The 26,122-nt window shown below is 65.4% G+C and carries 24 protein-coding genes and 1 pseudogene; 19 read left to right on the top strand and 6 right to left on the bottom strand.

Annotated features, from left to right (window positions below):
- Positions 1-66: 66 nt before the first annotated feature.
- Positions 67-291, bottom strand: coding sequence for an Lsr2 family DNA-binding protein (locus ACQCSY_RS09980; RefSeq protein WP_427135276.1), 225 nt, complete (start codon positions 289-291; stop codon positions 67-69).
- A gap of 363 nt (positions 292-654) precedes the next feature.
- Positions 655-1,227 carry a hypothetical protein gene (locus ACQCSY_RS09975; protein ID WP_427131098.1) on the bottom strand — a complete coding sequence of 191 codons (573 nt, stop codon included), beginning with the start codon at positions 1,225-1,227 and terminating at the stop codon, positions 655-657.
- A 63-nt stretch (positions 1,228-1,290) separates the two neighbouring features.
- On the opposite strand from ACQCSY_RS09975, the gene ACQCSY_RS09970 reads away from it, so the two are divergent.
- Positions 1,291-1,491 (top strand): hypothetical protein, encoded by a 201-nt coding sequence (locus tag ACQCSY_RS09970; protein WP_427131100.1) that lies wholly within the window; start codon positions 1,291-1,293, stop codon positions 1,489-1,491.
- 41 nt (positions 1,492-1,532) lie between these two features.
- On the top strand, positions 1,533-1,739 hold the full coding sequence (locus ACQCSY_RS09965) for a hypothetical protein (RefSeq protein ID WP_427135274.1): 207 nt from the start codon (positions 1,533-1,535) through the stop codon (positions 1,737-1,739).
- Positions 1,740-2,300: 561 nt separating this feature from the next.
- On the opposite strand, the gene ACQCSY_RS09960 is transcribed toward ACQCSY_RS09965, so the two are convergent.
- Positions 2,301-3,038: a hypothetical protein gene (locus ACQCSY_RS09960; RefSeq protein WP_427135272.1), complete on the bottom strand. Its 738-nt coding sequence runs from the start codon at positions 3,036-3,038 to the stop codon at positions 2,301-2,303.
- A 474-nt stretch (positions 3,039-3,512) separates the two neighbouring features.
- Positions 3,513-4,784, bottom strand: coding sequence for a hypothetical protein (locus tag ACQCSY_RS09955; protein WP_427135270.1), 1,272 nt, complete (start codon positions 4,782-4,784; stop codon positions 3,513-3,515).
- 472 nt (positions 4,785-5,256) lie between these two features.
- On the opposite strand from ACQCSY_RS09955, the gene ACQCSY_RS09950 reads away from it, so the two are divergent.
- Positions 5,257-5,955 (top strand): response regulator transcription factor, encoded by a 699-nt coding sequence (locus ACQCSY_RS09950; RefSeq protein ID WP_427135268.1) that lies wholly within the window; start codon positions 5,257-5,259, stop codon positions 5,953-5,955.
- A complete protein-coding gene (locus ACQCSY_RS09945; protein WP_427135266.1) occupies positions 5,952-7,412 on the top strand; it encodes a sensor histidine kinase in 1,461 nt (486 codons plus the stop codon). The genes ACQCSY_RS09950 and ACQCSY_RS09945 overlap by 4 nt, the downstream gene beginning before the upstream one ends.
- 103 nt (positions 7,413-7,515) lie before the next feature.
- On the opposite strand, the gene ACQCSY_RS09940 is transcribed toward ACQCSY_RS09945, so the two are convergent.
- Complete coding sequence (locus tag ACQCSY_RS09940; RefSeq protein ID WP_427131100.1) at positions 7,516-7,716, bottom strand: hypothetical protein; 201 nt, start codon at positions 7,714-7,716, stop codon at positions 7,516-7,518.
- A 927-nt stretch (positions 7,717-8,643) separates the two neighbouring features.
- Between ACQCSY_RS09940 and ACQCSY_RS09935 the strand changes: the two genes are divergently transcribed.
- From ACQCSY_RS09935 to ACQCSY_RS09885, 11 genes and pseudogenes are all read left to right on the top strand, one after another.
- Positions 8,644-9,081 (top strand): hypothetical protein, encoded by a 438-nt coding sequence (locus ACQCSY_RS09935; RefSeq protein ID WP_427135148.1) that lies wholly within the window; start codon positions 8,644-8,646, stop codon positions 9,079-9,081.
- A gap of 60 nt (positions 9,082-9,141) precedes the next feature.
- Positions 9,142-9,714 carry a hypothetical protein gene (locus tag ACQCSY_RS09930; RefSeq protein ID WP_427131098.1) on the top strand — a complete coding sequence of 191 codons (573 nt, stop codon included), beginning with the start codon at positions 9,142-9,144 and terminating at the stop codon, positions 9,712-9,714.
- Positions 9,715-9,763: 49 nt separating this feature from the next.
- The gene (locus ACQCSY_RS09925) at positions 9,764-11,209 is read left to right on the top strand and encodes a DDE-type integrase/transposase/recombinase (protein WP_427131096.1); all 1,446 of its coding nucleotides are present in this window, start codon (positions 9,764-9,766) and stop codon (positions 11,207-11,209) included.
- Complete coding sequence (locus ACQCSY_RS09920; RefSeq protein WP_427131094.1) at positions 11,206-12,015, top strand: ExeA family protein; 810 nt, start codon at positions 11,206-11,208, stop codon at positions 12,013-12,015. The genes ACQCSY_RS09925 and ACQCSY_RS09920 overlap by 4 nt, the downstream gene beginning before the upstream one ends.
- Before the next feature lie 141 nt (positions 12,016-12,156).
- Positions 12,157-12,855: pseudogene (locus ACQCSY_RS09915) on the top strand (IS4 family transposase); the annotation flags it as partial.
- Positions 12,856-13,241: 386 nt separating this feature from the next.
- Positions 13,242-13,448 carry a hypothetical protein gene (locus ACQCSY_RS09910; RefSeq protein WP_427135264.1) on the top strand — a complete coding sequence of 69 codons (207 nt, stop codon included), beginning with the start codon at positions 13,242-13,244 and terminating at the stop codon, positions 13,446-13,448.
- Positions 13,449-13,597: 149 nt separating this feature from the next.
- Complete coding sequence (locus ACQCSY_RS09905; RefSeq protein ID WP_427135262.1) at positions 13,598-14,704, top strand: T6SS phospholipase effector Tle1-like catalytic domain-containing protein; 1,107 nt, start codon at positions 13,598-13,600, stop codon at positions 14,702-14,704.
- Positions 14,705-14,862: 158 nt separating this feature from the next.
- Positions 14,863-16,620 (top strand): hypothetical protein, encoded by a 1,758-nt coding sequence (locus tag ACQCSY_RS09900; protein WP_427135260.1) that lies wholly within the window; start codon positions 14,863-14,865, stop codon positions 16,618-16,620.
- Positions 16,617-17,888, top strand: a complete 1,272-nt coding sequence (locus ACQCSY_RS09895) for an MBL fold metallo-hydrolase (RefSeq protein WP_427135258.1) — start codon at positions 16,617-16,619, stop codon at positions 17,886-17,888. Before ACQCSY_RS09900 ends, ACQCSY_RS09895 begins: the two co-directional genes overlap by 4 nt.
- Positions 17,889-18,291: 403 nt before the next feature.
- Complete coding sequence (locus tag ACQCSY_RS09890; protein WP_427135256.1) at positions 18,292-19,425, top strand: alkaline phosphatase family protein; 1,134 nt, start codon at positions 18,292-18,294, stop codon at positions 19,423-19,425.
- Positions 19,426-19,456: 31 nt separating this feature from the next.
- Positions 19,457-21,049, top strand: a complete 1,593-nt coding sequence (locus tag ACQCSY_RS09885; RefSeq protein ID WP_427135254.1) for a S53 family peptidase — start codon at positions 19,457-19,459, stop codon at positions 21,047-21,049.
- A gap of 856 nt (positions 21,050-21,905) precedes the next feature.
- Here the strand turns inward: ACQCSY_RS09885 and ACQCSY_RS09880 are convergent.
- Positions 21,906-22,208, bottom strand: coding sequence for a hypothetical protein (locus ACQCSY_RS09880; RefSeq protein ID WP_427135253.1), 303 nt, complete (start codon positions 22,206-22,208; stop codon positions 21,906-21,908).
- Here ACQCSY_RS09880 and ACQCSY_RS09875 point away from each other — a divergent pair.
- From ACQCSY_RS09875 to ACQCSY_RS09860, 4 genes are all read left to right on the top strand, one after another.
- The gene (locus ACQCSY_RS09875) at positions 22,197-22,556 is read left to right on the top strand and encodes a hypothetical protein (RefSeq protein WP_427135251.1); all 360 of its coding nucleotides are present in this window, start codon (positions 22,197-22,199) and stop codon (positions 22,554-22,556) included. The genes ACQCSY_RS09880 and ACQCSY_RS09875 overlap by 12 nt on opposite strands.
- A 244-nt stretch (positions 22,557-22,800) precedes the next feature.
- A complete protein-coding gene (locus ACQCSY_RS09870; protein WP_427135249.1) occupies positions 22,801-23,031 on the top strand; it encodes a hypothetical protein in 231 nt (76 codons plus the stop codon).
- Between the two features lie 49 nt (positions 23,032-23,080).
- Positions 23,081-24,190, top strand: coding sequence for a tyrosinase family protein (locus tag ACQCSY_RS09865; RefSeq protein WP_427135247.1), 1,110 nt, complete (start codon positions 23,081-23,083; stop codon positions 24,188-24,190).
- Positions 24,191-24,936: 746 nt separating this feature from the next.
- A complete protein-coding gene (locus ACQCSY_RS09860; RefSeq protein ID WP_427135245.1) occupies positions 24,937-26,043 on the top strand; it encodes a T6SS phospholipase effector Tle1-like catalytic domain-containing protein in 1,107 nt (368 codons plus the stop codon).
- The last annotated feature ends 79 nt before the right edge of the window (positions 26,044-26,122 follow it).

Raw genomic sequence — 26,122 nt, 5'->3', positions numbered from 1 at the left:
AGCGCATACGTCGTGCCCGGGGATTCGAGGACCGGTGCGGTAAGCGGCGACTGACCGGTCGTCGCTTTATGCCTGGGCTGCGTCGTAGGCCTTTTTGATGTCCTGGCTGATTCGTCCCCTGGCGCTGGGGTTATAGCCGTGGGCTTTGGCCCAGTCCCGGATCCTTTGGGTCTCGTCCCGGCCCGTGGACGCGGTCCTTGCGCCCCGGTTGCCTGGCGTGCCCCGGAGGCGCCGGGCGTGGGCGACGTACTTTTCGCGGGTCCGACCCATCCGAGAGCCGGCCGCGTTCATCGACTACGTCTACTTCTCCTTGTCCAATTCCATGGCCTTAAGCCCGACGGACACCATGCCGCTTTCCGCCCGGGCGAAATCGCTTATGGGGATGGAGGCCTTCGGCGGCTTCGTGCTGCTGGCACTCGTCATCGCCCACGCCGTCTCCCTGCTCGGTAAATAGCGGCCCACCGCGGTGGAGCAGGCTGAAGCATCTGCCGCACGTAGGACGTTGAATTCATCAACAGCCGGCGGGTTAAGGAGCCGACGCTGGCCGGCATTCTGATCGCGTGCCACGCGGTGTGATTGACTGGGCAACAGTGCCCTCTGGCACTGGGGACGCTGTCCTTTCAAAAGGCTCAGAATGCGATGGCCCCGGCCAGGTCAGCCGGAGCTTCCTTCACCCTTGCCGTCCCCGGCGGCCGGGGTAAGGGCCAATTCGTGTTGCCACCGTCCGGTGCTGAAGAAGAACGGGCCGGACGCGGCGAGCCCGGTGCTCTGCCACGGCAGCGCGGCGACGGCGAACCGGTCCGCGAGCACCGACGCGTATGCGGTGACCGCGGCCAGCGCCGCCCCTGCCGGGGTCCGGGCCGGGGCGGGCCAGAGCCCGGCAGGATCGGCCCCGTCGCGGTGGGCCAGTGCGGTGAAGGCGCGCAGGATCGGGCCGGCGGAGGCCGCGAAAGAGCGCAGCCAGCCGCGCACCGTGGACGCGGGCCGGCCCAGCCGGGCCGCGATCCTCCGGTGCCCGTGGCCCGCGGCGGTTTTGGCCTCGACGGCGGCGGCGATCACCGCCGCCTCATCGGCCCTTCGGGCCGCCAGTTCCACGCCCAGGAGCACATGGGTGCCCGAGCACCCGGCGCAGCGTCCGCGGCGCGGACGGTGGTTTTGCAGGTCCTGACCCATGCCGGTGCCATGGCGGATCCGGCGCTCCCGCGCCCACCCCCACGGGCGCAGCACACCCCGGCATCCCGGGCAGGCCAGACGTCCGGTCAGAAGATCCGACTCGACAGAGAAAGCATCATGATTTACCGTGAGCATCAGCGCGCCCTTTACGCGTCAGAACGGCCCGGCGTGGACCTTCGAAACCTCACGCCGGGCCGTTCGTCCTATCCGGTCATCGTCAGCCTGACGCCGCCAACGGCACTAAATCAAGACACCCCGGGGAAAACCTGCATCGTCACCGGCAAAGACGCCCCCACCGCCAAACCCTGCGACGCATAACACCGGCATGCTGTCGGCCGCCGTGAAACGGAGGATCAACCATGGCAGGTTTGGATAAGAAGTTCGATAAGGCCTACGAGGGCAAGAGCGTGGAAGACCTGGCTAAGGCACCCGTCGGAGCCCTTCAGGGCCTCTCGGATACGGACGCCGAAAAGCTTCAGTCCGCACTCGGGATCAAGACGGTCAAGGATCTGGGCACGAACAAGTTCTTCCTCTGGGCACAGGCAGTAGCCAAGCTTGCCGAATAGCCATTCAAAAACCTGGTTTTGAAGGGGAGCCGGTGCCGTCTCCATTGACGGCCCGAGAGCGCCAGGCATCAAAGGAGGCCCCACTTCAATCGCAACCATGAACAGCAGGTCAGCACCGAAATAGGACCACGGCCTACGGCCTATTTCCCCAACCAGAGCAAAGGGAGCGCCCCGGTATGGACCAGGACGCTCCCTTTCTACTGTGTGTTGGATAGCGGCCAACACTTAAAGCATCGCACAGCGAAGCTGACGCGAGCCAAGAAGTCCCGCATGCAGAAGCCGATCGTTCACACCCGCGCGGTGGAACCCGGTGCCAGGGACGGCCCACACCCGTCGGAGACAGGGACACCACCTGCAGCCCAACGCTCAGCAGCCACGCGGCGCCGATAGCGGGGCGCGGCCCGTCCCAGCCGTACGATCAGAATCAGCCAGGTCATCTTTGGAGTGGCTGCGCTGGCCCGGACCCTGCCCTGGTACACCGGGGGCTGCCGGGTTCGCTCCGCTTTGCCCCGAAGTACGCCGCGAATGAAATCACGGCTGCCTGCCCACAACGTGAGCCACCTAAGCGGAAGCGTTTCTCTTACCCGCGATGGACAGATAGGTGACCAGTGCCGCGATGCACACGGCGAGGCCCAGACTGACAGGGCCGGTCCCCCAACCCAGACCGCCGCGATCGACGGAAACAGCCGTCCAGTCGGCGAAGGACGCCCCGAGCGGCCGGGTGAGGATGTACGCGAACCAAAACGACGATATCGCCCCTAGCCGGCCACGCCAATACCCAAGAGCAGCCACGCAGATCACCGCGGCGAACACGCCGCCCGAAGCAAGATAGCCAAAATCCAGGGTGTACGCGGTCATGTCGCCGGTCGCGGTGCCAAGGGCGAACGTGGCCAGGACGGCGGCCCAGTAGTAGGCCTCGCGACGCCGCGTGTCTACGCTATGGATCGAAAGCGTCTTCTCAGACCTGTACCAGAGGAGAAAAACGACTGAGAGTGCGACGAGGAAGAACACCCCGGACACCAGATACGGGACGCCGAGCACGACATGCACCGCGTCGGCAGCCATGGTTCCGAAGATACTGACCATGACCACGGCCAGCCAGTAAACCCATGGAATGTAACGACGCACACCGAACTGCAGAACAAGCGATGCAACCAGCCCGCACCCGCCGAGGCCCAGCGCCACCGCCGGGTCGATCTGATGGACCATGAAGTCAGAAGTGGTTTCGCCCATCCCGGTCGTGAGCACCTTGGCCGCCCAGAACCAGGCCGTGATTTCCGGGACCTTGGTACCGTCCAAACGTGCGGACGCCCCTCCCCGGGCCGGTCCCCGTACCTCCAGGACGGCTGACGCGGTGCCGTTCCGTAAAATGTCCTGCTGTCTGGAATCTGTCATTCCGCGATTGTGCCCCATAGTCCCTACCGTTACCTGAACATGACACTGCAAGCCGCCCTGGCGGGGAAGAACGGGCTTCCTTACGCGGGAGCTGCCCGGTCGCCGTCGGAACGGGTACCTTCCACGTCGCAACAGGCTTGAATCATCCAGGCGTCGCCCGCCGTCCCTTTCGCAATACAACGCACCGTGCGGGCCGTCGTTGACGGTCTTCCTGATCGGCCTGCGCAGGCCGCATCCCCCACCTAATCGGCTGCAAGGCAATAAGCACCTGTCATCACCTGGAGGCAACGCATCCATCCGTGCCTGACTCTGCGCAGCGATTTTTCGGCCCTTTACCAAGGTTTGGTTCTCGCTAAGTGAAGTCATTGCGCGGGCTGGTTAGGCACCTCCGAGAGTTGTGAGGAGGTGCTTCAAGACTGTCTGTTCTGTCGCCAGATTGGGAGTGCGCGAGCGAACAGCGGTCAGGACGGGATCGATCTGCTTATCGATGAAGGTCCACGCGGAGCAGTCCGCAGCGTTCAGCGCATGTTGGTTCTCGTCCCAGGCGGTCTCGAGGTCGGTGACCCGGGCCGCCGCAGCGGGCTGGTCGCCCTTTTTGACGAGTGCGAGGGTGTCGGAGGTGATGGTTCGGAACTCGGCGATGTTTGAGGCGGGGAAGTTTGCTTGCGCTGCCGCTTGGGCCTCAGACCGGGTCAGTGCGGCGGAGCCGGCAGTGCAGCTCGCTGCGGGGCCTTCGGCGGCGAGAGCGCTCGTGTGCGGGAGGCTGTTCGTGTAGGCGAGGAGCGCGATGGTAGCGGCCGCGACAGCGGCCAGGATGCCCAGCGTGGTTCGCCGGCGTGCGGTGGGCACTGCTGGGGCTGTCTTGTCGGATGCGCGTTCGACGACGTCGGCTTTGCTGATCGAGAGATACACGACGGTGGAGAAGATCGCGGCGAGGAAGATGATGCTCGTCAGAAGGGTGCCAAGGCCCAGGCCGCCCTCGGCGGCTGTGAGGCCGAGCCAGTCGCCGATGTTCGCGCCGAGGGGGCGGGTGAGGATGTAGGCGATCCAGAAGGCGAGTACGGGGTTGGCGCCGAATCGCCAGACGGCGGTGACGCCGCCGATGAGGACCAGGGGCAGCAGGATCGAGATGCCAGGTCCCCATCCGGTGAGCTCGAGGGTCCAGTCACCCAGGGCCGTGCCGAGAGCGAAGGTCACCAGAACGGCGAGCCAGTAGAAGGCTTCGCGGGGCCCGGTAACAATGCTGTGGATGGAGAGGGTTCGTTCTTTGATGAACCAGATGGTGAAGACAGCGGCGAGCCCTGCCGAGAACACGCTGGCGCTGATCCAGAGGGGTACGCCGGCCTGGTCGATGAGGAGGTCGGTGTAAAGGGTTCCGGTGATACTCATCACGACGACGGTGAGCCAGTACGCGCCCGGGAGATAGCGCCGGAGACGCATCTGAACGGCGAGCACAACGGCAGTGACGACGGTGAAGATGATTGCAGTTGTGACGAGGCCGACTCCGAGGTCCACGTTAATGAAGTCGGCGAAACTCTCTCCGACCGTGGTGCAGAGGATCTTGATGATCCAGAACCAGATCGTGATCTCGGGGACTTTGCTCAGCAGCCGCTTGGTTGAGGGCGGGGATGTCATCTCTCGTGTGCTCATGAACTGCACGTTTCCAGTCGACGCTTCAGCGGAACTGCGAAAGGAAGCAGCTCGGTCTGAGAATTCTCACATGAACGCGCGTGGAGGCCGTTGCCGGCGGCTGAGAAGCGCAACGCAGAGCGATGGCGACGACGAGGGCGACACTCACCAGGCCGGTGCTGATGCAGACCATGCCGGGGAGCATCAGATCGAGGATGGCCAGGTCATAGATGTCCGTCTAAGGCGAACAGGGCATCCGGGGCTGACATCCGTGCATCGGCAGGATACCCTGACTCGGTCCACGCACGGCGGAGGTTGTCGACGATCCGATGATCGTCTTCGACAGCCAGATTCCTCTTCGCGCAGCTCCGTTTCTCGGCACCCCTGAGCGCCGGGGTTCGACGCTACTGAACGCGCACGTCGACGGACTGCGAACCGGGGCGTGATCCATAAAGATTTGTTCAGAAAGCGCCACCACGGCGAGAATTGCTCCATGGCTGCACTATCCGACCGTCCCGTCCGCGTTCTGGTCGTCGAAAACGACACCGAGCTCGGCCCTCTCCTCGCCCGCGGCCTCACCAACGAGGGCTACGAAACAGACTGGATCGAAGACGGCACGACGGCCCTGATCACGGCGCAGGCAGAGAACTACGGCATCGCGGTGCTCGATGTGATGCTGCCGGGGATGTCCGGCTTCGAACTCTGCCGGCGGCTACGCGATGCCTCCGGTGCCCTCATCATCCTGATGCTCACGGCCCGAGACGACGTCAGCGACCGCGTGAGGGGCCTGGACGCGGGTGCCGACGACTATCTCACCAAACCTTTCGCGTTCAGCGAACTCGCCGCCCGACTCCGGGCGCTCCGTCGCCGGGAGAGTCTGGCTATCAGTCCTCGGATCGAGGTTGGAGGGCTGATGATCGACAGTCACGACCATGTAGTGCGAGCGGGCGAGAAGGTGGTTCCGCTAAGCCCGAAGGAATTCGCGCTGCTGCGATTTCTGGCCCAAAACGTCGACGAGACGGTGCAACGTGAGGCGATCCTGCTGGAGATCTGGGGGACAGTTCAGCACACCAATCCGAATATCGTCGACCAGTACATCAGCTACCTCCGCCGCAAACTCGAACGCCTCCCGACCGGGGTGAGCCTGCGCACCCTACGAGGGGTCGGCTTCGAGCTTGCGCGCGACCGATGAAAGCCCTCAACAGACTCTCCATCCGCGCCCGGATCACGATGGGCACGCTGTTGCTGGCCGCCGTTTTCTTCGGTGGCGTCTCCCTCGTCGTGCGGCAGCAGGTCGATATGATCATGCAGAACGCAGCGTTCGAAGTGCTCCAAAACGACGCCACCCCGTTCGAGACGGCCATCCAGCAGGAGCCGAACGAACCCGGCGATAATCCCGGCGAAGGTCAGCTCGTCGCTGTCATCGATCCCGCCGGAGCCACCCAGACTTCGACACTGCCGGCCTCGATCACCTCGAATATGGCCCTCATCGACCTCGCCGGCACCGGCCCGCAGCAGCTGGTCGCGGGTGGCGCCACCTACCTGGTCGCCGTCGAAACCGTCGAGACCGGCGCCGGAAATTGGACCATCATCTCTGCCCGCAACCAGGATGAATCCGCTCTGGTCCTCACCGACCTCACGGCCGGCCTCACCCTCGGCCTCGGCGCCCTCACCCTTTTGTTCGGCGCAGTCTCTTGGCGTCTGATAGGGGCCGCTCTCCGCCCAGTCACCCAGCTGCGCCGAAGCGCGGAAGCGATCGTCGCCTCCGGCACCGAAGAGCTGCTGCCCGTGGGCCCAGCGAAAGATGAAATCACCGACCTCGCGACGACCCTCAACCGTCTCATCGACGACCTCCGAGCCTCGGCCTCCCGAGAACGACAGTTGGTCTCGGACGCCAGCCACGAACTCCGCACACCACTGGCCGTTCTGCAGGCGCAACTAGAGCTGCTCCGCACCGGCGACCGCAGCAGCATCGACTCCGACATCCTCGCCGCCGAACGGGCAACCACCCGCCTCACGGAACTCGTAGAGAGTCTGCTCGAACTATCCCGCCTAGATGCTGGACGCCCGCCAACACCAACCACCGTCGGCGCCCTCGTCGACGAGGCCGGCGACGCAATCGACCGAGCGCGGCTCCGCGCAATGAGCGATGACGTGGAGATTGACCTGATCATGCCCGACCACGCCGACCACGCCGCCCCGATCGCGATGCCTGCACTTCTCTACGGTCGGGTGCTCGACAACCTGCTGTCGAACGCCGTCCGCGCCCTCGACGGGAAAGGACAGATTACCGCCACCATAAGGCTGGATCCCCCCCACCTCATCACCTTCGTCACCGACAACGGGCCTGGCATGGATCCGGAGTTCCTTCCCCACGCATTCGACCGATTCTCGCAAGAAGACAAAGTGCGCGGCACCGCGAACGGCTCCGGTTTGGGTTTAGCAATCGTCGCCGCCGCCGCAGCCTCAGTCAACGGCACCGTCACACTCGAGAACGCAGCCGACTCCGGCCTTATCGTGCGACTGACGATCCCCGTAACCCAGGAACGCCCCGACCCTCTTCGAGAGAACTTAGAGGCGGGGCCGAATAATGCACCTGCACCTGCCTTGGATAGCAACAGTCTCTCGAGGACGGGGAACGGCAGTTAAATCCGGAATCCGCGTTGTTCCTCGGCCACAGTGCGGCTCGCCGACGAAACACGGCGACATTGCCCAGCTGGTGGTGAGACTACCGACTCTTCGTGTGCCAGTGTTATGCGTCGCAGGGTTTGGCGGTGGGGGCGTCTTTGCCGGTGACGATGCAGGTTTTCCCCGGGGTGTCTTGATTTAGTGCCGTTGGCGGCGTCAGGCTGACGATGACCGGATAGGACGAACGGCCCGGCGTGAGGTTTCGAAGGTCCACGCCGGGCCGTTCTGACGCGTAAAGGGCGCGCTGATGCTCACGGTAAATCATGATGCTTTCTCTGTCGAGTCGGCGCGTTGACTCATCAAAGATGCCCGCGTAGCCGTATTCGAAGAATCATTTGAGAATGCCCGCGTAGCGGCGTGTCCGCCGGGCCGGTGTCCGCCGCTTCGGCATTGTGAGCCATGGAGCTTTCGATGAGTGAACGCAGGGCTGTCACGAAGACCATCGCAACCCGCTACGTCCGTTCGGGCCGGGCGGCGAAGAAGCAGGTTCTGGATGAGCTGTGCGCGACGACGGGCTGGCACCGCGACCATGCCCGCAAGGCGCTGCGGATGGCACTGGTGCTGAAGGTTGCCCGGCCCAGGGCGCCCCGGCCGCCGCTCTACGGGGAGCAAGTGATCGAGGCTCTGCGGTTCTGCTGGGCGGTCCAGGGCACCCCGTGCGGGCGGCTGCTCGCGGCCGCGCTGCCGGATCTGGTGCCGCGCCTGCGACGGTTCAAGGAACTTCAGATTGATGCCGGCACGGCCGCACTGCTGCTGCGGATCGCGCCGGCGACGATTGACCGCCGGCTCCGGGCGGACCGGGTGAAACTGGATCCGCGGGGCCGGTCCCATACCAAGCCCGGTACGTTGCTGAAGGACTCCATCCAGATGCGGACCTGGGCTGAATGGGATGACGCGGTGCCCGGTTTCGTCGAGATTGATCTGGTCGGCCACGAGGGCGGGAACAGTGCCGGTGAGTTCTGTTTCACCCTTGATATCACTGACATCGCGACCGGCTGGACCGAAACCCGGTCCGTGAAGAACAAGGCGCAGAAATGGGTCTTCGAAGCCATCAGGGACGCCACCGCGGCGTTTCCCTTTCCGATCCTGGGCATCGACTCGGACAACGGCTCGGAGTTCATTAATTGGGAGCTGTTCCGGTGGTGCGAGCAGGAGAAACTGACGTTCACGCGGTCCCGGTCCGGGAACAAGAATGACGGGGGCGCACGTGGAGCAGAAGAACTGGCACATCGTGCGCCAGACGGTCGGCTACCACCGGTACGACACTGCCCGCGAGCTGGAGCTGCTGAACCGGATCTGGGACCTGCAGAGACTGCTCACCAACCATTTCGGACCCCAGCAGAAACTCGTCGCGAAGGTCCGCACCGGCGCGAAGATCAGCAAGAAATACGACCTTCCCGCGACCCCGTTCCAGCGCGTCCTGGCAGACACCGGCACCGTCGCCCGGGATGTGAAGGCCCGGTTGAAGCGGGAGAACAAACCCTTGAACCCGGCCGCGATCCAGCGTCAGGTCCAGGCCCTTTCCGCAGAGCTCCTGACCCTGACCACCGCCAAACAGGCCGCCAAACCCCGGCCGGCTACCCGGGCAAAATCAGATGATTCCACGAACCAGCCCAGGCGGGCATCTTGACATGATTCCTCGGGGTCGGATCTTCTGACCGGACGTCTGGCCTGCCCGGGATGCCGGGGTGTGCTGCGCCCGTGGGGGTGGGCGCGGGAGCGCCGGATCCGCCATGGCACCGGCATGGGTCAGGACCTGCAAAACCACCGTCCGCGCCGCGGACGCTGCGCCGGGTGCTCGGGCACCCATGTGCTCCTGGGCGTGGAACTGGCGGCCCGAAGGGCCGATGAGGCGGCGGTGATCGCCGCCGCCGTCGAGGCCAAAACCGCCGCGGGCCACGGGCACCGGAGGATCGCGGCCCGGCTGGGCCGGCCCGCGTCCACGGTGCGCGGCTGGCTGCGCTCTTTCGCGGCCTCCGCCGGCCCGATCCTGCGCGCCTTCACCGCACTGGCCCACCGCGACGGGGCCGATCCTGCCGGGCTCTGGCCCGCCCCGGCCCGGACCCCGGCAGGGGCGGCGCTGGCCGCGGTCACCGCATACGCGTCGGTGCTCGCGGACCGGTTCGCCGTCGCCGCGCTGCCGTGGCAGAGCACCGGGCTCGCCGCGTCCGGCCCGTTCTTCTTCAGCACCGGACGGTGGCAACACGAATTGGCCCTTACCCCGGCCGCCGGGGACGGCAAGGGTGAAGGAAGCTCCGGCTGACCTGGCCGGGGCCATCGCATTCTGAGCCTTTTGAAAGGACAGCGTCCCCATGACAGACGCCAAACCGAAGCGCGGGCCCCTGGCCCGGAAGGACCGGGCGGAGAAGACCGCCCTGTTCCGCTACCAGCTGATCCGCGGCGCCGCGGACAAAACCCTGACCTGCCGCCAGCGCGGGCCCATGGTCCGGGCCCTGGCCGCCGCCGAGCATACCGGCCCGGACGGGCAGCCCGTGCGCTACTCGCGCGAAACCCTGGACCGGTGGATCGGTGCCTGGCAGCGTGAGGGGTTCGACGGGCTCAAGCCGCGGGAAAGGGCCGCCGGCCCGGTGACCCCGGCGACCGTGCTGTCCCTGGCCGCGACGCTGAAGCTTGAGCGTCCGCACCGCACCGCGGCCCAGGTCCGCCGGATCATGGCAGAGACCCTCGGGGACGCCCCGTCGGAGTCGACGCTGCTGCGCCATTTCCGCACCCTGGATATCCCCACCGGCACGCAGGCGCAGGCCACGGGCCGGTTCGAAGCGACGGCCCCGAATGAAATCTGGGTGGGTGACGGGCTGCACGGGCCCCGGATCTGCGGCCGGAAAACCTACCTCTTCGCGTTCCTGGATGATCATTCCCGGTTGGTCACCGCGGCCCGCTGGGCGTTCGCCGAAGACGCCGTGAGGCTCTCGGCGGCGCTGCGGCCGGCCCTGCAGACCCACGGAATCCCCGACGCGGTCTACGTGGACAATGGCAGTGCTTTTGTCGACGCGTCCCTGGCCAGGATCTGCGCGAGGCTGGGCATGAAACTGATCCATTCCAGGCCCTACCGGCCCCAGGGCAGGGGCAAGATCGAACGCCTGTTCAATACGGTGACCTCCCAGTTCCTCTCCGAGATCACCGTGATCGACGCCCCGGTCCAGACGCCCGTTCCGGGCACCGGGGAAGATCCTGCCGGCAGCGCGGTCACCTCGCTGGAGGAGCTGAACGCCTTGTTCACCTCCTGGGTGCAGATGGTCTACCACCGCGCCGTGCACTCCACCACCGGTCAGACGCCGTTGGCCCGGTGGGACGCCGGCTGGGAAAACCGGCGCCCGGACCGCCGGGACCCGGACGTGATCGCCGAAGCGTTCCGCTGGTCCGCGACCCGCAAGGTCACCAAAACCGCGACGGTGTCCCTGCAGGGCAACACCTACCAGGTCGACCCGTCCCTGGCCGGTGCCCGCATCGAGCTGGTCTATGACCCGTTCGATCTCACCGGCCCGGTCGCCGTGACCGCCGCCGGCGGCGTCCCGGCAGGGGAAGCGGTCCTGCTCGAGATCCGCCGCCATGTCCACCCCAAGGCCGTCAACGCCACCAAAGACGCCGACACCGGCGCGAAGAACGCGGCCTCGGGCATCGATTACCTGCGCCTGGTCGAAACCCGCCACAAAACCGCGATGACAGGCGCCCCGATCAGCTTCGAGAAAATGGCTGCCACCGGCGCCCCGGCCATGGCCGCGGGAGGGACCCTGTGATCGAGAACCTGCAAACGCACTATGGTTTCACGGCCATGCCCTTCGGCCGCTCCATACCGGTGCAGGCGCTGCACCCGCACCCCGGGCACCGCGAGGCGGTCGCCCGGATCCAGTGGTGCGTGGACCAGCGCCAGACGGGGGTGATCACCGGGGAAGTCGGCGCCGGCAAGACCGTGGCCGTGCGCGCGGCCCTGGCCCAGCTTGAGGCGTCCCGGCACCAGGTGATCTACGTTGCGGACCCCACGGTCGGGATGCGCGGGATCCAGTCCCAGATCGTCACCGCCCTGGGCGGACAGCCCGCCTTTTATTCCGGGGTGCTGGCGCATCAGACCGCGTCCCTGCTCGCCGGGGAACTGGACGAACGCGCCCGCCTGCCCGTGGTCGTGATCGACGAGGCCCACCTGCTGGCGAACACCGACCTGGAAGCGCTGCGAATGCTCACGAACAGCGGACTAGATACCGGCTCCCACTTCGCGCTGCTGCTCATCGGCCAGCCCACGCTGCGCCGGCGGCTCAAACTCGCGGTCCTGGCCGCCCTGGACCAGCGGGTTTCCACCCGGTTCGCGATCACCGGAATGGATCTGACCGAGACCGCAGCCTACATCCGCCACCACCTCAAATACGCGGGCAGATCCGACACCCTGTTCTCCGATGACGCGGTCGCCGCGATCCACCAGGGCTCGCGCGGCTACCCCCGGGCAGTGAACAACCTCGCAGTGTCCGCCCTGATCGCGACCTACGCGGCGGGCAAGGCCATCGTGGACCTCTCCGCGGCCCAGTCCGCGATCACGGAGAACAGCGAGTAAAACACGCCGTCACCAATGACCACCGCCGCGTCAGCACGGCGATCAACGCCCCGCCGGTCACCATCCGGCGGGGCGCTTTCATGCCCGTCCGCCGCCACGGACCGTGACGGCCCCATCGTCAAATAACGCGACCGGTAACACCAGGCCCGGCTGGTGGCACTGGCCGAGTGCGGCACCCACGCGGTCATCGATGCCGAAACCGGGCCCTGCGCTGTCTCCGAGATCGAGCTGGCCCGGGAACTCGCGGGGCGGCTGAAACCGGGCATGCTGGTCCTGGCCGACCGCGGCTTCTACGGCTTCCGGCTCTGGGGCCAGGCCGCCGGCACGGGCGCGGACCTGCTCTGGCGCGTGAAGACGAACCTGCGCCCCCGGTATCTGGAAACCCTGCCCGACGGGTCCTGGCTGGCCACGAGCAGACCGACCTCCGGCACGGACCGGGCGAAGACCGAGCCGCTGACCGTGCGCGTGATCGACTACACGATCGAGGACGGGCGGGAAAACCCCGAGGAATACCGGCTGCTGACCACGATCCTGGACCCGGCCGAAGCGGGCGCGGCAGATCTCGCGGCCGCCTACGCCCAGCGCTGGGAGATCGAGAGCGTTTTCGACGAGCTCAAGACCCACCAGCGCGGACCGCGGGCCGTGCTGCGCTCCAAGTCCCCGGACCTGGTCAACCAGGAAATCTGGGGGCACCTGTGCTGCCACTACGCCATCCGCACGCTCATGGCAGACACCGCCGCCCGCGGCGGGCACGACCCCGACCGCATCTCCTTCACCGCCGCCCTGCGCATCGCCCGCCGCTCCACAGCGCAGGGCGCCTTTTCCCCCTCGGCACCCTGACACCGCCGCCGCGGCCTGGCAGCATGCCGTCCGCCAACTCCTCCGGCGCCTGAACCCGGCCCGCCGGAAACGCTCCAACCCCCGCGTCGTCAAACGCAAAATCCTCAAATGGGCAGCCAAACGCGCCCGTCACAGCGAATGGCCGCAACCGGAGCACAGCCCACACATCCGGATCCAGACTCTTAAATGAACGGTATTGATCCTAAACCCCTACCCCCGAGTGTCAAGAAACTAGCGACCCTAATCTGACATGGCTGCCCGCCACGGTCCTGACGTCAATCACGGGTATACCCCAGACTGACGTTAGGAAGGGGCCGGATCTCATGTCAGGCTACGGTTGCTTTGCGTTAAGTTGACGCCCATCGCCGGGGGTTCTGGATCTCAACGTGACGCGCGACACGGAGCGCACATACGACGGGATCGGCCCAGCCGAGGTCGACCTGCTGCGCGGACTGCTCGACGATGACGAAGCGTGGCTGGAGGCGCGCGGTTCACGCCCTGATGCGGATCGACGCGGACAACGTCAGGGAGGCAATCCCCTTCGCTGCGAAGTCTTCGAGGGCACCCCGTCAGTTATCTGTGGACGCTTCTAGTTCGAGCGCAGGTCGCATTCGGGTAGCCGGTGCCGCCTGTGGAGAAGTTCAGTGCTGGACCTCATTTCGTAGATTTCTCTTCCCTTGGCTGCTCTCTCGGGGGATGATCGGCTTCAGATGCTGCAGGTGCCCGATGGGGGAGGTGTCAGATGTCCCGGAATCTAGTGGTGTGTCTGGATGGGACCGGCGGCCAGTTGCGCGCCAAGGGCAACACTAACGTCGCCTTGCTGTACAGCCTCCTCGATCATTCCGATCCCGCTAAACAGATCGCCTACTATGATCCCGGGGTCGGCACGTTCGCCTCTGCCGGCGCGTGGACTCCTCTCGCCAGATCAATCTCGCGGCTGGGCGGCGCCGCCTTCGGGTGGGGTCTGAGACAGAACTTGGGGGAGGCCTACACCTGGCTGATGCAGAACTGGGCAGCAGGCGATCAGGTTTTCATTTTCGGGTTCAGTCGTGGCGCCTACACCGCCCGCGCCCTCGTGGGCATCCTTCGCGCCATCGGGGTGTTGCGTCCAGGCTCCGAGAACCTCGTTCCCTATGTGGTCGCCACCTATGCCCGCCGGGGCGGAGAAGACAAGATGGACCAGAAGGAAATCCACCTCACGTCAGAAGTGTTCGCGCAGCACGTCGACGGCACGTCGACGGTGCCGGTGAAGTACTTGGGCGTATGGGATACCGTCAAGGCCGCAGGGTTCCTCCGCTGGGAGATCCGCTGGTCGTATACCCGCAAACTCCCAAACGCCTTGCGAATCCGCCACGCAGTGTCGATCCATGAGCAACGGGCCCCCTTCAAGGAGTATCTGGTCCAGGCCCGCCGCGACGGATCCCTGGAAGAGGTTTGGTTCGCCGGTGTGCACAGCGATGTCGGCGGAACCTTTCTTGACAAGCCATCCGCCGGGCAGGTGACCCGTCCGGGCAGTAAGACTCCTGCTCCCCGGCTTTCGACCATCGCCTTGAAGTGGATCATCGAAGGTGGCATTGCCGAGGGCTTACTGGTCCGATCCCGTGCCGTCGGGGCTGCCTGCGCGGTCACCGCCGCTGATGCGACCGCACAGCTGCACCGGCGCGGCTGGGCATGGGTGTTCCTCGGTAGGCGCAACAGAAAGATCCCCGCCGGCGCCTTTGTCCACACAAGCGTGAAGACCCGGGCCTTGACCGATCCAACGTTCAAGGCACCGGACAACGTAGTCTGGGTCGATCCAGGCTGGGTCGGGCGCCCACAGGTACCTGCGCAGGAACGATCCGGCCCGTGACTTCCGCGAAGAGGGACCGACCAGACCCCACGCGACCGGCCCGGCGGCTGCTTCGTGCGTATGCGTTCGATCCGATGTCGACCCGTCTGTCGGGCAGGTTTCTCACTGTCGACGTCCCGTTCGAAACAGACCTTAAACGCGGGCCAGACGGTCGGCTCGTGCGGGTCGTCGATTATGACGTGGCTCGTGACTGCTGGTATTTGCCGGTTGACCTGAACGACGCCGCAGTCCTCGCGCAGCGGGGTATGCAGCCCTCGGAAAGCGACCCCAGAACCCACCAGCAAGTCGTCTACGCCGTGGCGATGAGTGTGATCGAACGATTCGAACGATTCCGCGGCCGCCGCTTCCGCTGGCGTTCCGACAAACTAGTCATCGTCCCGCATGCGTTCGAGGGACGCAACGCATACTTTGACAAGGATCGGGGAGCCGTCCTCTTCGGCTACTTCCGTGCCGATTTGCGGGACCCTGGTGCAAATCTGCCCGGGCAAATGATGTTCACTTGCCTGTCCGTTGACGTGGTCGCCCATGAAATAACCCACGCCATCGTGCACCGTATGCGCAAGTACTTTTCCGAACCTACTCACCCTGACGTGCTGGCATGGCACGAGGCAATTGCTGACCTCGTTGCGCTGTTCAACCACTTCGGCTTCCCCGAAGTCGTCTCCGATGCCGTAGAGAAATCGGAAGGGACACTCGAGAAGGGGTCGGCACTCCTGGATCTCGCAGCCGAGTTCGGCGAGTCCACCGGCCGTGGCGCAGCGCTGAGGTCCGCGATCGGATCCCCCCGTACCCCGGACGCGTTCCTGAAAGCGGTGGAACCGCACGATCGCGGTGCATGCTTCGTCGCCGCCGTCTTCGACGCGTTCCTTGACACCTACAAGTCCCAGATCGCTGATCTCCGCCGAATCGCCAGTGCCGGAACCGGCGTCCTCCCGCCGGGGGCGCTCCCACCAGACCTGGTCAAACGCGTCACCACCGCTGCGGCCATGAATGCCGACCGGTTTTTGGAAATGGTGGTCCGGGCGTTCGAATACCTCCCCGTCGTGGACGTGACCTTCGGTGATGTCGTCCGGGCGATCGTCACCGCTGACCAGGGGTTGTACCCTGATGATGTCTCGAACCTGAGGGCAATTCTTGTCGAGGCCTTCCGTCGGCGCGGCATCTACCCGCCGGGAGTAACCTCCCTCGCTGACGTGGCCCTCTTCTGGCCCAAACCGCCAATAGCATTGAACTTGTGCCGCGGGACGAATGCCCTTGATTTGTCATACCTGATCCTGGAAGCAACCCTCGACCTTGACACCGGCAGCACGGACCCTGCTCCTCCTCCCGGGGAATCTGCCCCCGGAGGGCCGGTCCTTGGACAGGTACCGGGCGCCCAGATGAAGACGCCGTCGAAGGGCGAACGCAATCTGCAACACATTCAACGCTGGGCCGCGACACACGCCTACGAACTTGGCTTGGACAAAGCCGTAGGGAAGATCGAGGTCACCAGCGCCCGGGTCGTCTACCTCCGGGCCTCGGACGGGCAGCCCCGGCCGATCGTCTCCATCCAGTTCGCCCAACGTCGCGACGATCTGGAAGATCGGCGAGCCAACAAGACTGGCAAGCAGATCCCGCGAAATCAACGCGCAGCGATCCGCGCCGGCACAACAGTCATAGCCCGCGTCGACGGCCGGGTCGAATTCCTCGTCACCAAACCGTTGCCACTCTCGGACCTCAAGAAACTCGACGTCCTGCCGCAGGAACTCCGGGAGTGTGCCCTCAAGTTCCACAAGGCTGGCACCGAACGATTGGCCTCGATCCGTGACTGGATGGGCGACGTTGAAGACCTGGATCCCCTCTCGGCGTGGACCGTTGAACCCGCAACGCACCGCCTTTCCTTTGCCCGCTTGCACGCCGAGCAGGACGAAGCATGACGATGCCTGCACCCACCGTCACAGTCCGCATGTATGACGTCGGCTTCGGCGACGCCTTCTTAATAACCGTCAAACAGGACGATCGGGCCTGGCGGATGCTGGTCGACTGCGGCGTCCACAACCAGGGCAAGGCACGGCCCCTCCTCGACGTTGTAGGCGCGATCATCACCGACCTCACCGTGGCGGCCGGACCAGATACACGACCGACGCTCGATGTGGTCGTGGCAACCCACCATCACGCCGACCACATCGCCGGATTCTCCTACGCGGACTGGGAAAAAGTCCACGTCGGCGAAGTCTGGGTGTCGTTCGTCGAAGACGATTACGACGACGATGCGAGAATGCTCAAGAACGGGCTCGTCCGCGCAGCAAGAAGCTTGATAACTCTAACCGGTCCTGCACGAAAAGTGGCTCTCAGGCTCGCCCACGAACTGGCCCTAAACTCGCTCGGCAACGAGGACGCCATGGACCGCCTGCTTGGGCGCCACGGCAAACAATTCCTCAACGTCCCGAAGGTCCGCTACCTCCCGGACAAGTTTGCCCTGCTCAACGACATCCGGACATCAATACCCGGCGTCACCGTGCATGTCCTCGGCCCGTCGCGTGACCCCGATCAGCTTAAACGGATGAACCCTCCCAAGTCGGCTCGATGGCTCGCGATACAACAGGCGGCGGATGCCGAATCTTCGGGCGAAACTCCTGGAGGCCAGCCGCCAGCCGAACCCCTCTTCGACGAGATGTACAGTGTCACGCCCGACGAAGTGAATGACTACATCAGCGAACCCGCCAAAACTCTGAAACCCCTCAAACTCCCGACGCTCCTCGACGACGCGAGCGAGATCCTGGCAGCGGCATCCATCCTCGAGCGCTCCGTCAACAACACCAGCATCTTCTTCGTGTTGGACGTCGATGGCACCAGGCTCGTCTTCGTGGGTGACTCACAGCAAGGAGCCTGGGACCATATCCTTCAAAACCCTGTAGCCCGGGCCCTCGTGTCAGACCCTGCCTTCTATAAAATCGGCCACCACGGCTCCCACAACGCCACACCACGCGAATACGTCACCAACGCCATCGGCAAGCAAGGAACCTACGCGATGCTCCCGTACGGAAAAGTCTGGAAGTGGGGCGACATCCCCAACAGGACTCTGCTGGACGCATTCACCGCCACGAACACCCACATCGTCAGGGCTGACGCACCGGTCGCCGACGCCCGGGTTCAGGTCGGACCCGACAACCTCTGGAGCGAGATCACCTTCACCGCACCATGAAACTCGGTACCTGCCGGGTATCAGGGGCATCTAATGGTTAGAAGGAACGGCCGACGGCGGTCCGGGCGAACCGACCCCAAAATATTGGCTCTACCCGGGCCGGCATGGATCAATCAACCCAAGGAAATCACCGAAAAACTAGCCGCCTAACTCCCGTTGGTACCGCCCGACTTGAAAAATTCCGAAGTGCCGGTCTCTTTACATTCAAGCCCCGCGGATTCCACACACCATAGATCTGTCGACGGGGGCTGCTAGTGCAGGCTGCTGCTGCTCCGGCACCACTCGGACGTGAACACTTTCTTAAAAGGCGGGCACCGTCAGGACGCAAGGGGCAGTTTTCGGCATAGTGTCGTTGGTGTCCGATTAAGCGCCCGGGTGACCCGGCCGAGGAAGCGGGGATGTCATGGCGAACAGCCGAGTTAAGCGCGTTGTGGTGATGGTCCAGGAAAACCACACCACCGACAATTACTTCAGGGCCCTGGCGCCGTACGGTGCCAACGTCGCACCGGACTGGCCTATCCAGGCCAACCCGCCCGCGTCGGATCAGCCCCACGACCGGCACGCTTACTACCGCTGGCTCACCGGTCAGCACAAGGCCACCCGCACCCAGTTCGACACCACGACGGCGATCCCGTTCTACGCCTACCTGGCCCTGACCGGGGCGTTCCTTGAAAACCATTGCAGCGGCTTGGGCACCAACTCCACCCCGAACCATCTGCTGATCGTCGGCGGCCAGTCACCGACGTTACGCAACCCGTCCCGGACCCTGCCGCCGCCGCTGTGGGACATGCCCTCGGTCCCGGGCCTGGCAGCCGACGCGGGAATCGGCTGGGCCTGCTACACCGGCAACAGCAACTACCCGGTCGGGTTCTACAAACAACTCAACGGCTCCCCCAATCTGATTCCCAACGCGCACTTCGTCGCGGACGCCGCCGCCGGGAAACTGCCGCCGCTGACCTACCTGTGGCACAATTCTCCCGAAGACGAACACCCAACCGCCGACGTTACGATCGGGATGAACAAGATCTGGGAATCCGTGGACGCCGTGGTCAGATCCGGCGGCTGGGACGAGACGGTGTTCCTGCTCACCTGGGACGACTGGGGCGGGTGGGATGACCACGTCGCTACCCCCAACGTCGAACACACCCCGGACGGGGTGCAACTCGCGTACGGTCCGCGGGTCCCGCTGATCATGTTCGGCGGCCCGGTCAATCCGGGCATCGACAGTCGCTGGTCCAACCACGCCGGCATCCCGAAGACCGTGATGCAGCTCCTCGGGCTGCCCAAGCTGGGTGTGGACCGCGTCGACAACGACCCCGGGCTGGTCGACCTGATTGATCCCGCCCTGCACAACCCTGCACCGCCCGTCTACGGGTCACGAATCACCCTCCCTGCTCCGCCGCAGCCGGCCGGCAAACCCCACCCGTTGCCGGCACCTCCCGCGCCGACATCAAGTCCGGTCGCACCGGTGGTCCTGCGTGGCGGCGGCACACTTCCGCCGCCGAACGACGTTCCCCTGACAACAACGAAGCCCTGAACGATGACCGTCCCACGAACGGAGCACTTTCATGTCTGAACAGAACACCACACCGAACCCCGCCGACGGCAGTGTCCCGCTCGCCGGCTCGGAACGCCCGGCGGCGGCAAGAATCCAGGCCACGCACGGGCCCGTCGATCCTTCCCGCAGGATTGAGGTGACCGTGATCCTGCGACGAAAGGAACCGCTGACGGAGACGCCCGCCGAACCGATCTCCCGCGACGAGCTCGCGGCACGCCACGGAGCCTCCAGCGGGGACCTGCGCCTTGCCACCGATACGTTCACGCGGCTCGGAGCGGACATCATCGAAGCGGACCCGGCCTCGCGCCGGTTGCGGCTGGCGGGAACTGTCGAAGAGCTGAGTCGGATCTTCGGCACCAGACTGGAGGAAGTGACCAGCAGCGGGCCACACGGTCACGACATCACCCACCGGCACCGGACCGGAGGCCTGCAGATACCGGCAGAGCTGGACGGAATCGTCACGGCCGTCCTGGGCCTGGATGACCGCCCCCAGGCACGCGCGCAGTTCCATGCGATCCCGCTGGCCGCAGCCGGCACCAGCTACACCCCGCCGGAACTGGCCAGGATCTACAACTTCCCGGCCGGAGCGGACGGCAGCGGCCAGGTCGTGGCCATTATCGAACTCGGTGGCGGCTTCGGCCAGGCAGACCTTGACACATATTTCGGAGGCCTGGGGATCACCGGGCCAACGGTCACCGCCGTGGGGGTTGACGGCGCCGCCAACCAGCCCGGGCAGGACCCGACAGGGGCGGATGGGGAAGTGCTGCTCGACATCGAAGTGGTTGGCGCTCTGGCACCGAAGGCGGACATTCTCGTCTACTTCGCTCCGAACACTGACGCAGGGTTCCTCGACGCGATCATCAACGCCTCCCATGCCTCCCCGGCACCGGCCTCGATCAGCATCAGCTGGGGTCAGAATGAGGACGCGTGGACCGCTCAGGCACGGACCGCGTTTGATCAGGCCCTGGCCGACGCCACGGCCCTGGGTGTGACGGTCACGGCAGCGGCTGGGGACAACGGCAGCGCCGACGGTGCAACGGACGGTAAAGACCACGCGGATTTTCCGGCCTCCAGCCCGCACGTACTGGCCTGCGGGGGCACCCGTCTCGACGCCGACCCGTCCACCGGGAAGATCAGATCGGAAACCGTCTGGAATGACGGACCGAACTCAGCCACGGGTGGCGGCTACAGCGACACGTTCCCTGCCCCGGCCTGGCAGAGCGGCCTGCCCGCCCACGCCAGACACCACAAGCCGGCTCCGAAGCCCAAACCCGGGGGCCATGGCCGCGGCGTTCCGGACGTCAGCGCCGTCGCCGACCCGCAAACCGGGTACAAGGTCAGGGTTGACGGCAAGGACATGGTCATCGGCGGCACGAGCGCCGTCGCACCCCTCTGGGCAGCACTGATCGCCTTATTCGCCCAGGCGACCGGCCGGCGGTTCGGCCAGATCCAGCCCCTGCTCTACAACCTGCCGGCCGGGTTCCACGACGTCACCACGGGAAACAACGGCACGTACCAGGCGGCGACCGGTTGGGATCCGTGCACCGGGCTCGGCAGCCCCGACGGGACGGCCCTGCTGGCGGCGATCAAATCCGGCCTCTAATCCTGCAGCCGGGCATCGGCTAGCGGCGATTTCCACACCCAGGCGGACGCTGACCGCGCTTTCTTCCCCGGGGACGACCTCATGGCGGGGAAGAGCTCGTGCACATCGGAGATCCCGGTCAGCTCGGACAGGCGCACCGTAAAGGTGGGCTGTAGCAGACGCGTTTTCCCCGGCGTCATGGTGCTGCAGCGGCGGAAGCTCGAGGTCTACGACGAGCCAGTTGAGCCAGTACGACTCCATGCCGGGCAAACTCGCGTAAGGCCCGGGTTCGAGGGGCGAGGCGGATACCGCCGTCGGCGACGCGGCAGAGCTTCCTGCCTTTCCTGGATCCCGCATCAGGTCCGCCCAAGGGCCCGCTGAGGTCGCTTGAGGCCGGGCACCGCCAAACCGGCAACAAGCAGACCGCCCAGGACCAACAGCCAGGCACCGGCCAGAGCCGGTCCGCTCGCGGTGGCCGGGGGCGGGCTGGCCTCGTTTGCGTCAGGCGCCGTTCTCCGGTGGGAACCGGGGTGGGGCTCGTGCCTGCGGTTGCTGCCGCTGTTGTCACCTCGACGGGAACGGTGCCGGCAGCTGGGCGGGTACTTGTCTGCGGGCTGCCGGCCGGAACGGCCACTGCTGTCCGGGAGCCCGCCGGGGCAACGGGAACCACCGGCGGTGCGGCGGCCGGAGACGTCCCCGGGGTGGGCGATGCGTGATGCGTGGGGCCCGGTGACGGTTGGGCGGCAGGGCTCTGGCAGGTGCCCACCTGTGCGACCAGGACAACTCCGCAGTCATCCGCCATGGCCGGCGAGGCCTCCAAGCGGCCGCGAGTATCAGGGCCGCAGCCGCGCAGCCGGCGGTCCGAAGAACCCGCATCTCAGTTCCCCGGGGTCCGTGGCCCCCGGGGTGCGGCGACGGCGTCCTGGTCACCGGTCGACAGGGGAAAGTGCGTCGGCTCCGCGACGGCTTGTGTTATGCCCGTCGCCGGCGGAGGCACCGGACGGAGCCGCCGGGCCTTTGACCCGGCGACCAACCCGGCGATGAGCACAACAGCTGCGCTGCCGAGCAGGATGCCCATCAAGGCCATCATCTGATCCTCGTACGTGACGCACGGCGCGCTGGCCAGCCGGTCCGCGACAGACTGCAGCGGGGTGACTGCGCCGGTCAGATGACCCAGCACCGACGGGCACATGGCATCGAACCCCGCAACGCTTCGGGGATCTCGGTCCTCAGTTTCGACATCCCCGGCAACAAGGCCCGTATCCGGGTCCATCACCAGGTGGCGAAGCCGATCGTGGCTGGTCCGGCGACGGATGTCGTTGGCGGCGTCGCCGTCGACGGTGGCGGCATCATTATCGTCGGGGGAAAAGTCATCAAGGTTCCTCCGCGCAGCCCGGTGATCGGCATGCTGGCCCGGCTGGCGATGGTCAGCCAGGCCGAGGAGACGCTGGGTGACCAGGCCCGGACGGTTGTCACTGGAGCGGTTTTCAAGGAGATTGAGCAACTGGCGAAGAAGGCCCGGCGCTGAGTCTGGTCCCCGCTCAGCTGGCCCTAAGCCGGCCGGGTCTCGCCCGGGGGAAACCTCGCCGCCGGGTTCGGGGCCGGCAACGATCCCAGGCCAGCGGAGCGGGCTGCGTCGTCTGTGGCCGCTCCGAAGATGCCGGCACATCAGCTGCCGCATCGAATGAACTGCAAAACATGGCAACGAACTCCTGAAGAGGAAATGATTCGTCCGCCGCGAAAGATCGGAGATCACAGTGGATCCAAAAATATTGGCAGCGCACGCTGACCCTACGCTCCTTGGCCAATACCTTGCCAGCCTCCCCCAGCCTGAAATGGTCCGCCATGGGCCGGCCCAGATTGTCCGCGAAGATGACTTCCGCGAACACCATATCGTCATTACGACACGGTACGAGATCACAGTCGACGATCAACCCCTCGGCGTCCATATCGGGCTGTCCAACGATGGCTCCGCCCACTGCCACGCCCTGCCCGCTTACTAGTTCGCTTCGATCGTTGACATGGTTCGAGCGCTGATCGACTACTTCCCCGATGACTTCCCGCCTGCCGGTCACCACGCCGGCCACGGCCAGGAGACTGTCCACGACGGGCATTCCCAGCATGGCGAAAACCAAAACGGAGGCATCTGAAATGGCCGTCGTCCGGCGTAACGTCCTCAACGACGTTGATTCCAGGGCTGACTACGTCCGCGGAATCAAGCTGCTCAAGCATGAGAACACGACGTTGACCACCGCCCAGTTCGGTATCCCTGGCCCTGCCAACCCCGTCCGTACCTACGACTTGTTTGTGATCTGGCACGTCTTTGCCATGAGCACGCCAGTTCCGCCGGGAGGGGACCCGAACATCCGCAACGGCGCGCACCGCGGCCCGGTATTCCTGCCCTGGCACAGGATAATGCTCGCGTGGCTCGAGTTTCACCTCCAGCGGGTCCTCGGTAAACCCGACTTCGGCCTGCCCTATTGGGACTGGTCGCTCGACGGATCGCCACCCTTCCCGGGCGGCGTACCGAATCCGACGGCCTCACGCCTATGGGAGAACACCCCGGATGCCCTGGGGGGTGAAGGAACTCCGATCCCGGGCGGCGCCTTCTTCTTCGATCCTCATGATCCAACAAGCTTCCGGGTCCGGATCATAACTGACAGCAACGGCGCGCTTCGACAGCTCGTTCCCGAGCGGGGACTCAATCGAAGGTTCGGACTACCCAACCCCTTTGGGTCTCCGACACTGCCAACTGTCGTCGACGTTCTGCAGGCATTCAACACGCTTCTTGAACCGCAATTGGCAACGTACGATTTGCCGCCATTCAATGCAAGCTCGCCCGGATTCCGCAACTGGCTCGAAGGCTTCACGGGACCGGGGCTACATAACCAAGTTCACCGCTGGGTCGGCGGTGACATGGGTCCGGCTTCGTCCCCGAATGACCCCGTCTTCTTTTTGCATCACTGCAATGTCGACCGCATCTGGGAAGGCTGGATGGCGGTCAACGGACGACAATACCAGCCCGATATGAACGCCCCGGCGACTCTACTCGGCCACCGGATCGACGACCCGTTGGTGGCCCCGTTCGTCCCCGAGCCAACCACCCCGCGCGCCTTGCTTGATGTGACCAGCATCTACGCCTACGACGTCCCCATCCCCTGACCGCTCCTTAGCTGTGCAGAGGTATTCCGTCCACCGCTTCGCGCCATTTCCCGATGGGAGCCAAGTGCCGGCTCGCCCTGCCTGCAACCGCAGATGCCACGCGCTTTTCCGCACTGAGGGTTCGCCCGGAGTCCAGAGCGGAGTTCGATCAGCACCGTGAACCCCGAGACTGCCACTGCCGGGGCCGAAGGGACTCTGGCCAGCCTGCTGTGAAACGACCTCATGCCAGGCAGATGCCGAGAGCCTTGCGCTTCTACCGGCCCTGGCACGGAGCAACGCCGTGCGCTGTTTCAGCGCCCCGGATCCGTGCCGGGCGGCACATCCAAGTCCCCAAAACGAGTCAAGTGCGTATCCGGTTAGCTCAGGTTGTGTCAGCGGCACTCAAAAAGAGAGCCCCAAACAGACCTGTTCGTCGCCGAACCCCTCCTGGTACTCCCAAAATCGTCCGCGGAAAGCCGGGTGGGTCCATTGCCTCAATTTACCTGAGCTAACCGTCTACGCACTACGAGTCATTTCCGCGCTTACGCCGCTCGGCTGTTGCGCTAGGACTTGTTTGCCCGACCAGTTTCTTGTGGATTCTGCGGCTGTTCGAGCGCGGGTGTTGTCGCAGGTGGCATTGCGGTAGTTGGTGCCGCGTTTGGCAAGGTTCAGTGCTGGCCCCGTTTCGTAGATTCCTCTTCCCTTGCCCGCCCACCAGGGGGATGATCGGCTTCAGGTGAGGCAGGTGCCCGACGGGGAGGTGTCAGATGTCCCGGAATCTGGTGGTGTGTCTGGATGGGACCGGTGCGCAGCTACGGGCCAAGGAGAACACCAACGTCCTCCTGCTGTACGAGCTGCTCGATCATTCCGATCCCACCAAGCAGATCGCCTACTACGACCCTGGGGTCGGCACGTTCGCGTCCGCCGGCGCGTGGACTCCTCTCGCCAGGTCACTCTCGAGGCTCGGCGGCCTCGCATTCGGGTGGGGTCTGCGGCAGAACCTGGGGGAGGCCTACACGTGGCTGATGCAGAACTGGGCGCCCGGCGATCAGGTATACATCTTCGGGTTCAGCCGTGGCGCGTACACGGCCCGCGCCCTCGTGGGGATCCTTCGTGCCATCGGTGTGATGCGTCCGGGCTCCGAGAACCTCGTTCCGTATGTGGTCGCCACCTATGCCCGCCGGGGCGGAGAAGACAAGATGGACCAGAAGGAAGTCCACCTCACGTCAGAAGTGTTCGCGCGGCACGTCGACGGCACTTCGACGGTGCCGGTGAAGTATCTGGGCGTATGGGACACGGTCAAGGCCGCCGGGTTCCTCCGCTGGGAGATCCGCTGGCCGTTCACCCGCGAACTCCCCAACGCCGTGCGGATCCGCCACGCGGTGTCGATCCATGAGAAGCGGGCCCCCTTCAAGGAGTCCCTGGTCGACGCCCGCACGGACGGATCCTTGGAAGAGGTTTGGTTCGCCGGCGTGCACAGCGACGTCGGAGGAACCTTCGTCGACAAACCACCCGCCGGCCAGGTAACCCGTCCGGGGAAGAAGACTCCTGCCCCCCGGCTGTCGACCATCGCCCTGAAGTGGATCATCGAGGGTGGTATCGCCGAGGGTTTGCTGGTTCGATCCCGTGCCGTCGGGGCTGCCTGCGCGGTCACACCTGCTGACGCGACCTCGGAGCTGCACCGCCCCGGCTGGGCATGGGTGTTCCTCGGCACGCGCAACAGAAAGGTCCCCGCCGGAGCCTTCGTCCACGCCAGCGTGAACACCCGCGCTTTGGCCGATTCAACGTTTAAAGCACCGGCCAACGTAGTCTGGGTCGATCCGGACTGGGTCGGGCAACCAACGGTACCGGCCTCGCCTGGAGCTGAGCAGTGACGGCCGCGAAGAGGGACCGGCCCAAACCCGCCTTGCCGGCCCGGCGGCTGCTTCGTGCGTACGCGTTCGATCCGATGTC

This window comes from Pseudarthrobacter sp. S9 (assembly GCF_050156545.1).
Taxonomy (GTDB): domain Bacteria; phylum Actinomycetota; class Actinomycetes; order Actinomycetales; family Micrococcaceae; genus Arthrobacter.
The sequence above is the reverse complement of the archived record's forward strand: the minus strand, read 5'-3'. Positions and strand labels throughout refer to the sequence as shown.

Coding starts and splice junctions, on each gene's coding strand:
- ACQCSY_RS09905 (WP_427135262.1), top strand. CDS start 13,598: ATGTCCCGGAATCTAGTGGTGTGTCTGGATGGGACCGGCGGCCAGTTG.
- ACQCSY_RS09925 (WP_427131096.1), top strand. CDS start 9,764: ATGACAGACGCCAAACCGAAGCGCGGGCCCCTGGCCCGGAAGGACCGG.
- ACQCSY_RS09860 (WP_427135245.1), top strand. CDS start 24,937: ATGTCCCGGAATCTGGTGGTGTGTCTGGATGGGACCGGTGCGCAGCTA.
- ACQCSY_RS09955 (WP_427135270.1), bottom strand. CDS start 4,784: ATGAGCACACGAGAGATGACATCCCCGCCCTCAACCAAGCGGCTGCTG.
- ACQCSY_RS09940 (WP_427131100.1), bottom strand. CDS start 7,716: ATGATTTACCGTGAGCATCAGCGCGCCCTTTACGCGTCAGAACGGCCC.
- ACQCSY_RS09965 (WP_427135274.1), top strand. CDS start 1,533: ATGGCAGGTTTGGATAAGAAGTTCGATAAGGCCTACGAGGGCAAGAGC.
- ACQCSY_RS09945 (WP_427135266.1), top strand. CDS start 5,952: ATGAAAGCCCTCAACAGACTCTCCATCCGCGCCCGGATCACGATGGGC.
- ACQCSY_RS09865 (WP_427135247.1), top strand. CDS start 23,081: ATGACTTCCCGCCTGCCGGTCACCACGCCGGCCACGGCCAGGAGACTG.
- ACQCSY_RS09970 (WP_427131100.1), top strand. CDS start 1,291: ATGATTTACCGTGAGCATCAGCGCGCCCTTTACGCGTCAGAACGGCCC.
- ACQCSY_RS09980 (WP_427135276.1), bottom strand. CDS start 291: ATGAACGCGGCCGGCTCTCGGATGGGTCGGACCCGCGAAAAGTACGTC.
- ACQCSY_RS09890 (WP_427135256.1), top strand. CDS start 18,292: ATGGCGAACAGCCGAGTTAAGCGCGTTGTGGTGATGGTCCAGGAAAAC.
- ACQCSY_RS09885 (WP_427135254.1), top strand. CDS start 19,457: ATGTCTGAACAGAACACCACACCGAACCCCGCCGACGGCAGTGTCCCG.
- ACQCSY_RS09895 (WP_427135258.1), top strand. CDS start 16,617: ATGACGATGCCTGCACCCACCGTCACAGTCCGCATGTATGACGTCGGC.
- ACQCSY_RS09950 (WP_427135268.1), top strand. CDS start 5,257: ATGGCTGCACTATCCGACCGTCCCGTCCGCGTTCTGGTCGTCGAAAAC.
- ACQCSY_RS09935 (WP_427135148.1), top strand. CDS start 8,644: ATGACGGGGGCGCACGTGGAGCAGAAGAACTGGCACATCGTGCGCCAG.
- ACQCSY_RS09875 (WP_427135251.1), top strand. CDS start 22,197: ATGACCCAGCACCGACGGGCACATGGCATCGAACCCCGCAACGCTTCG.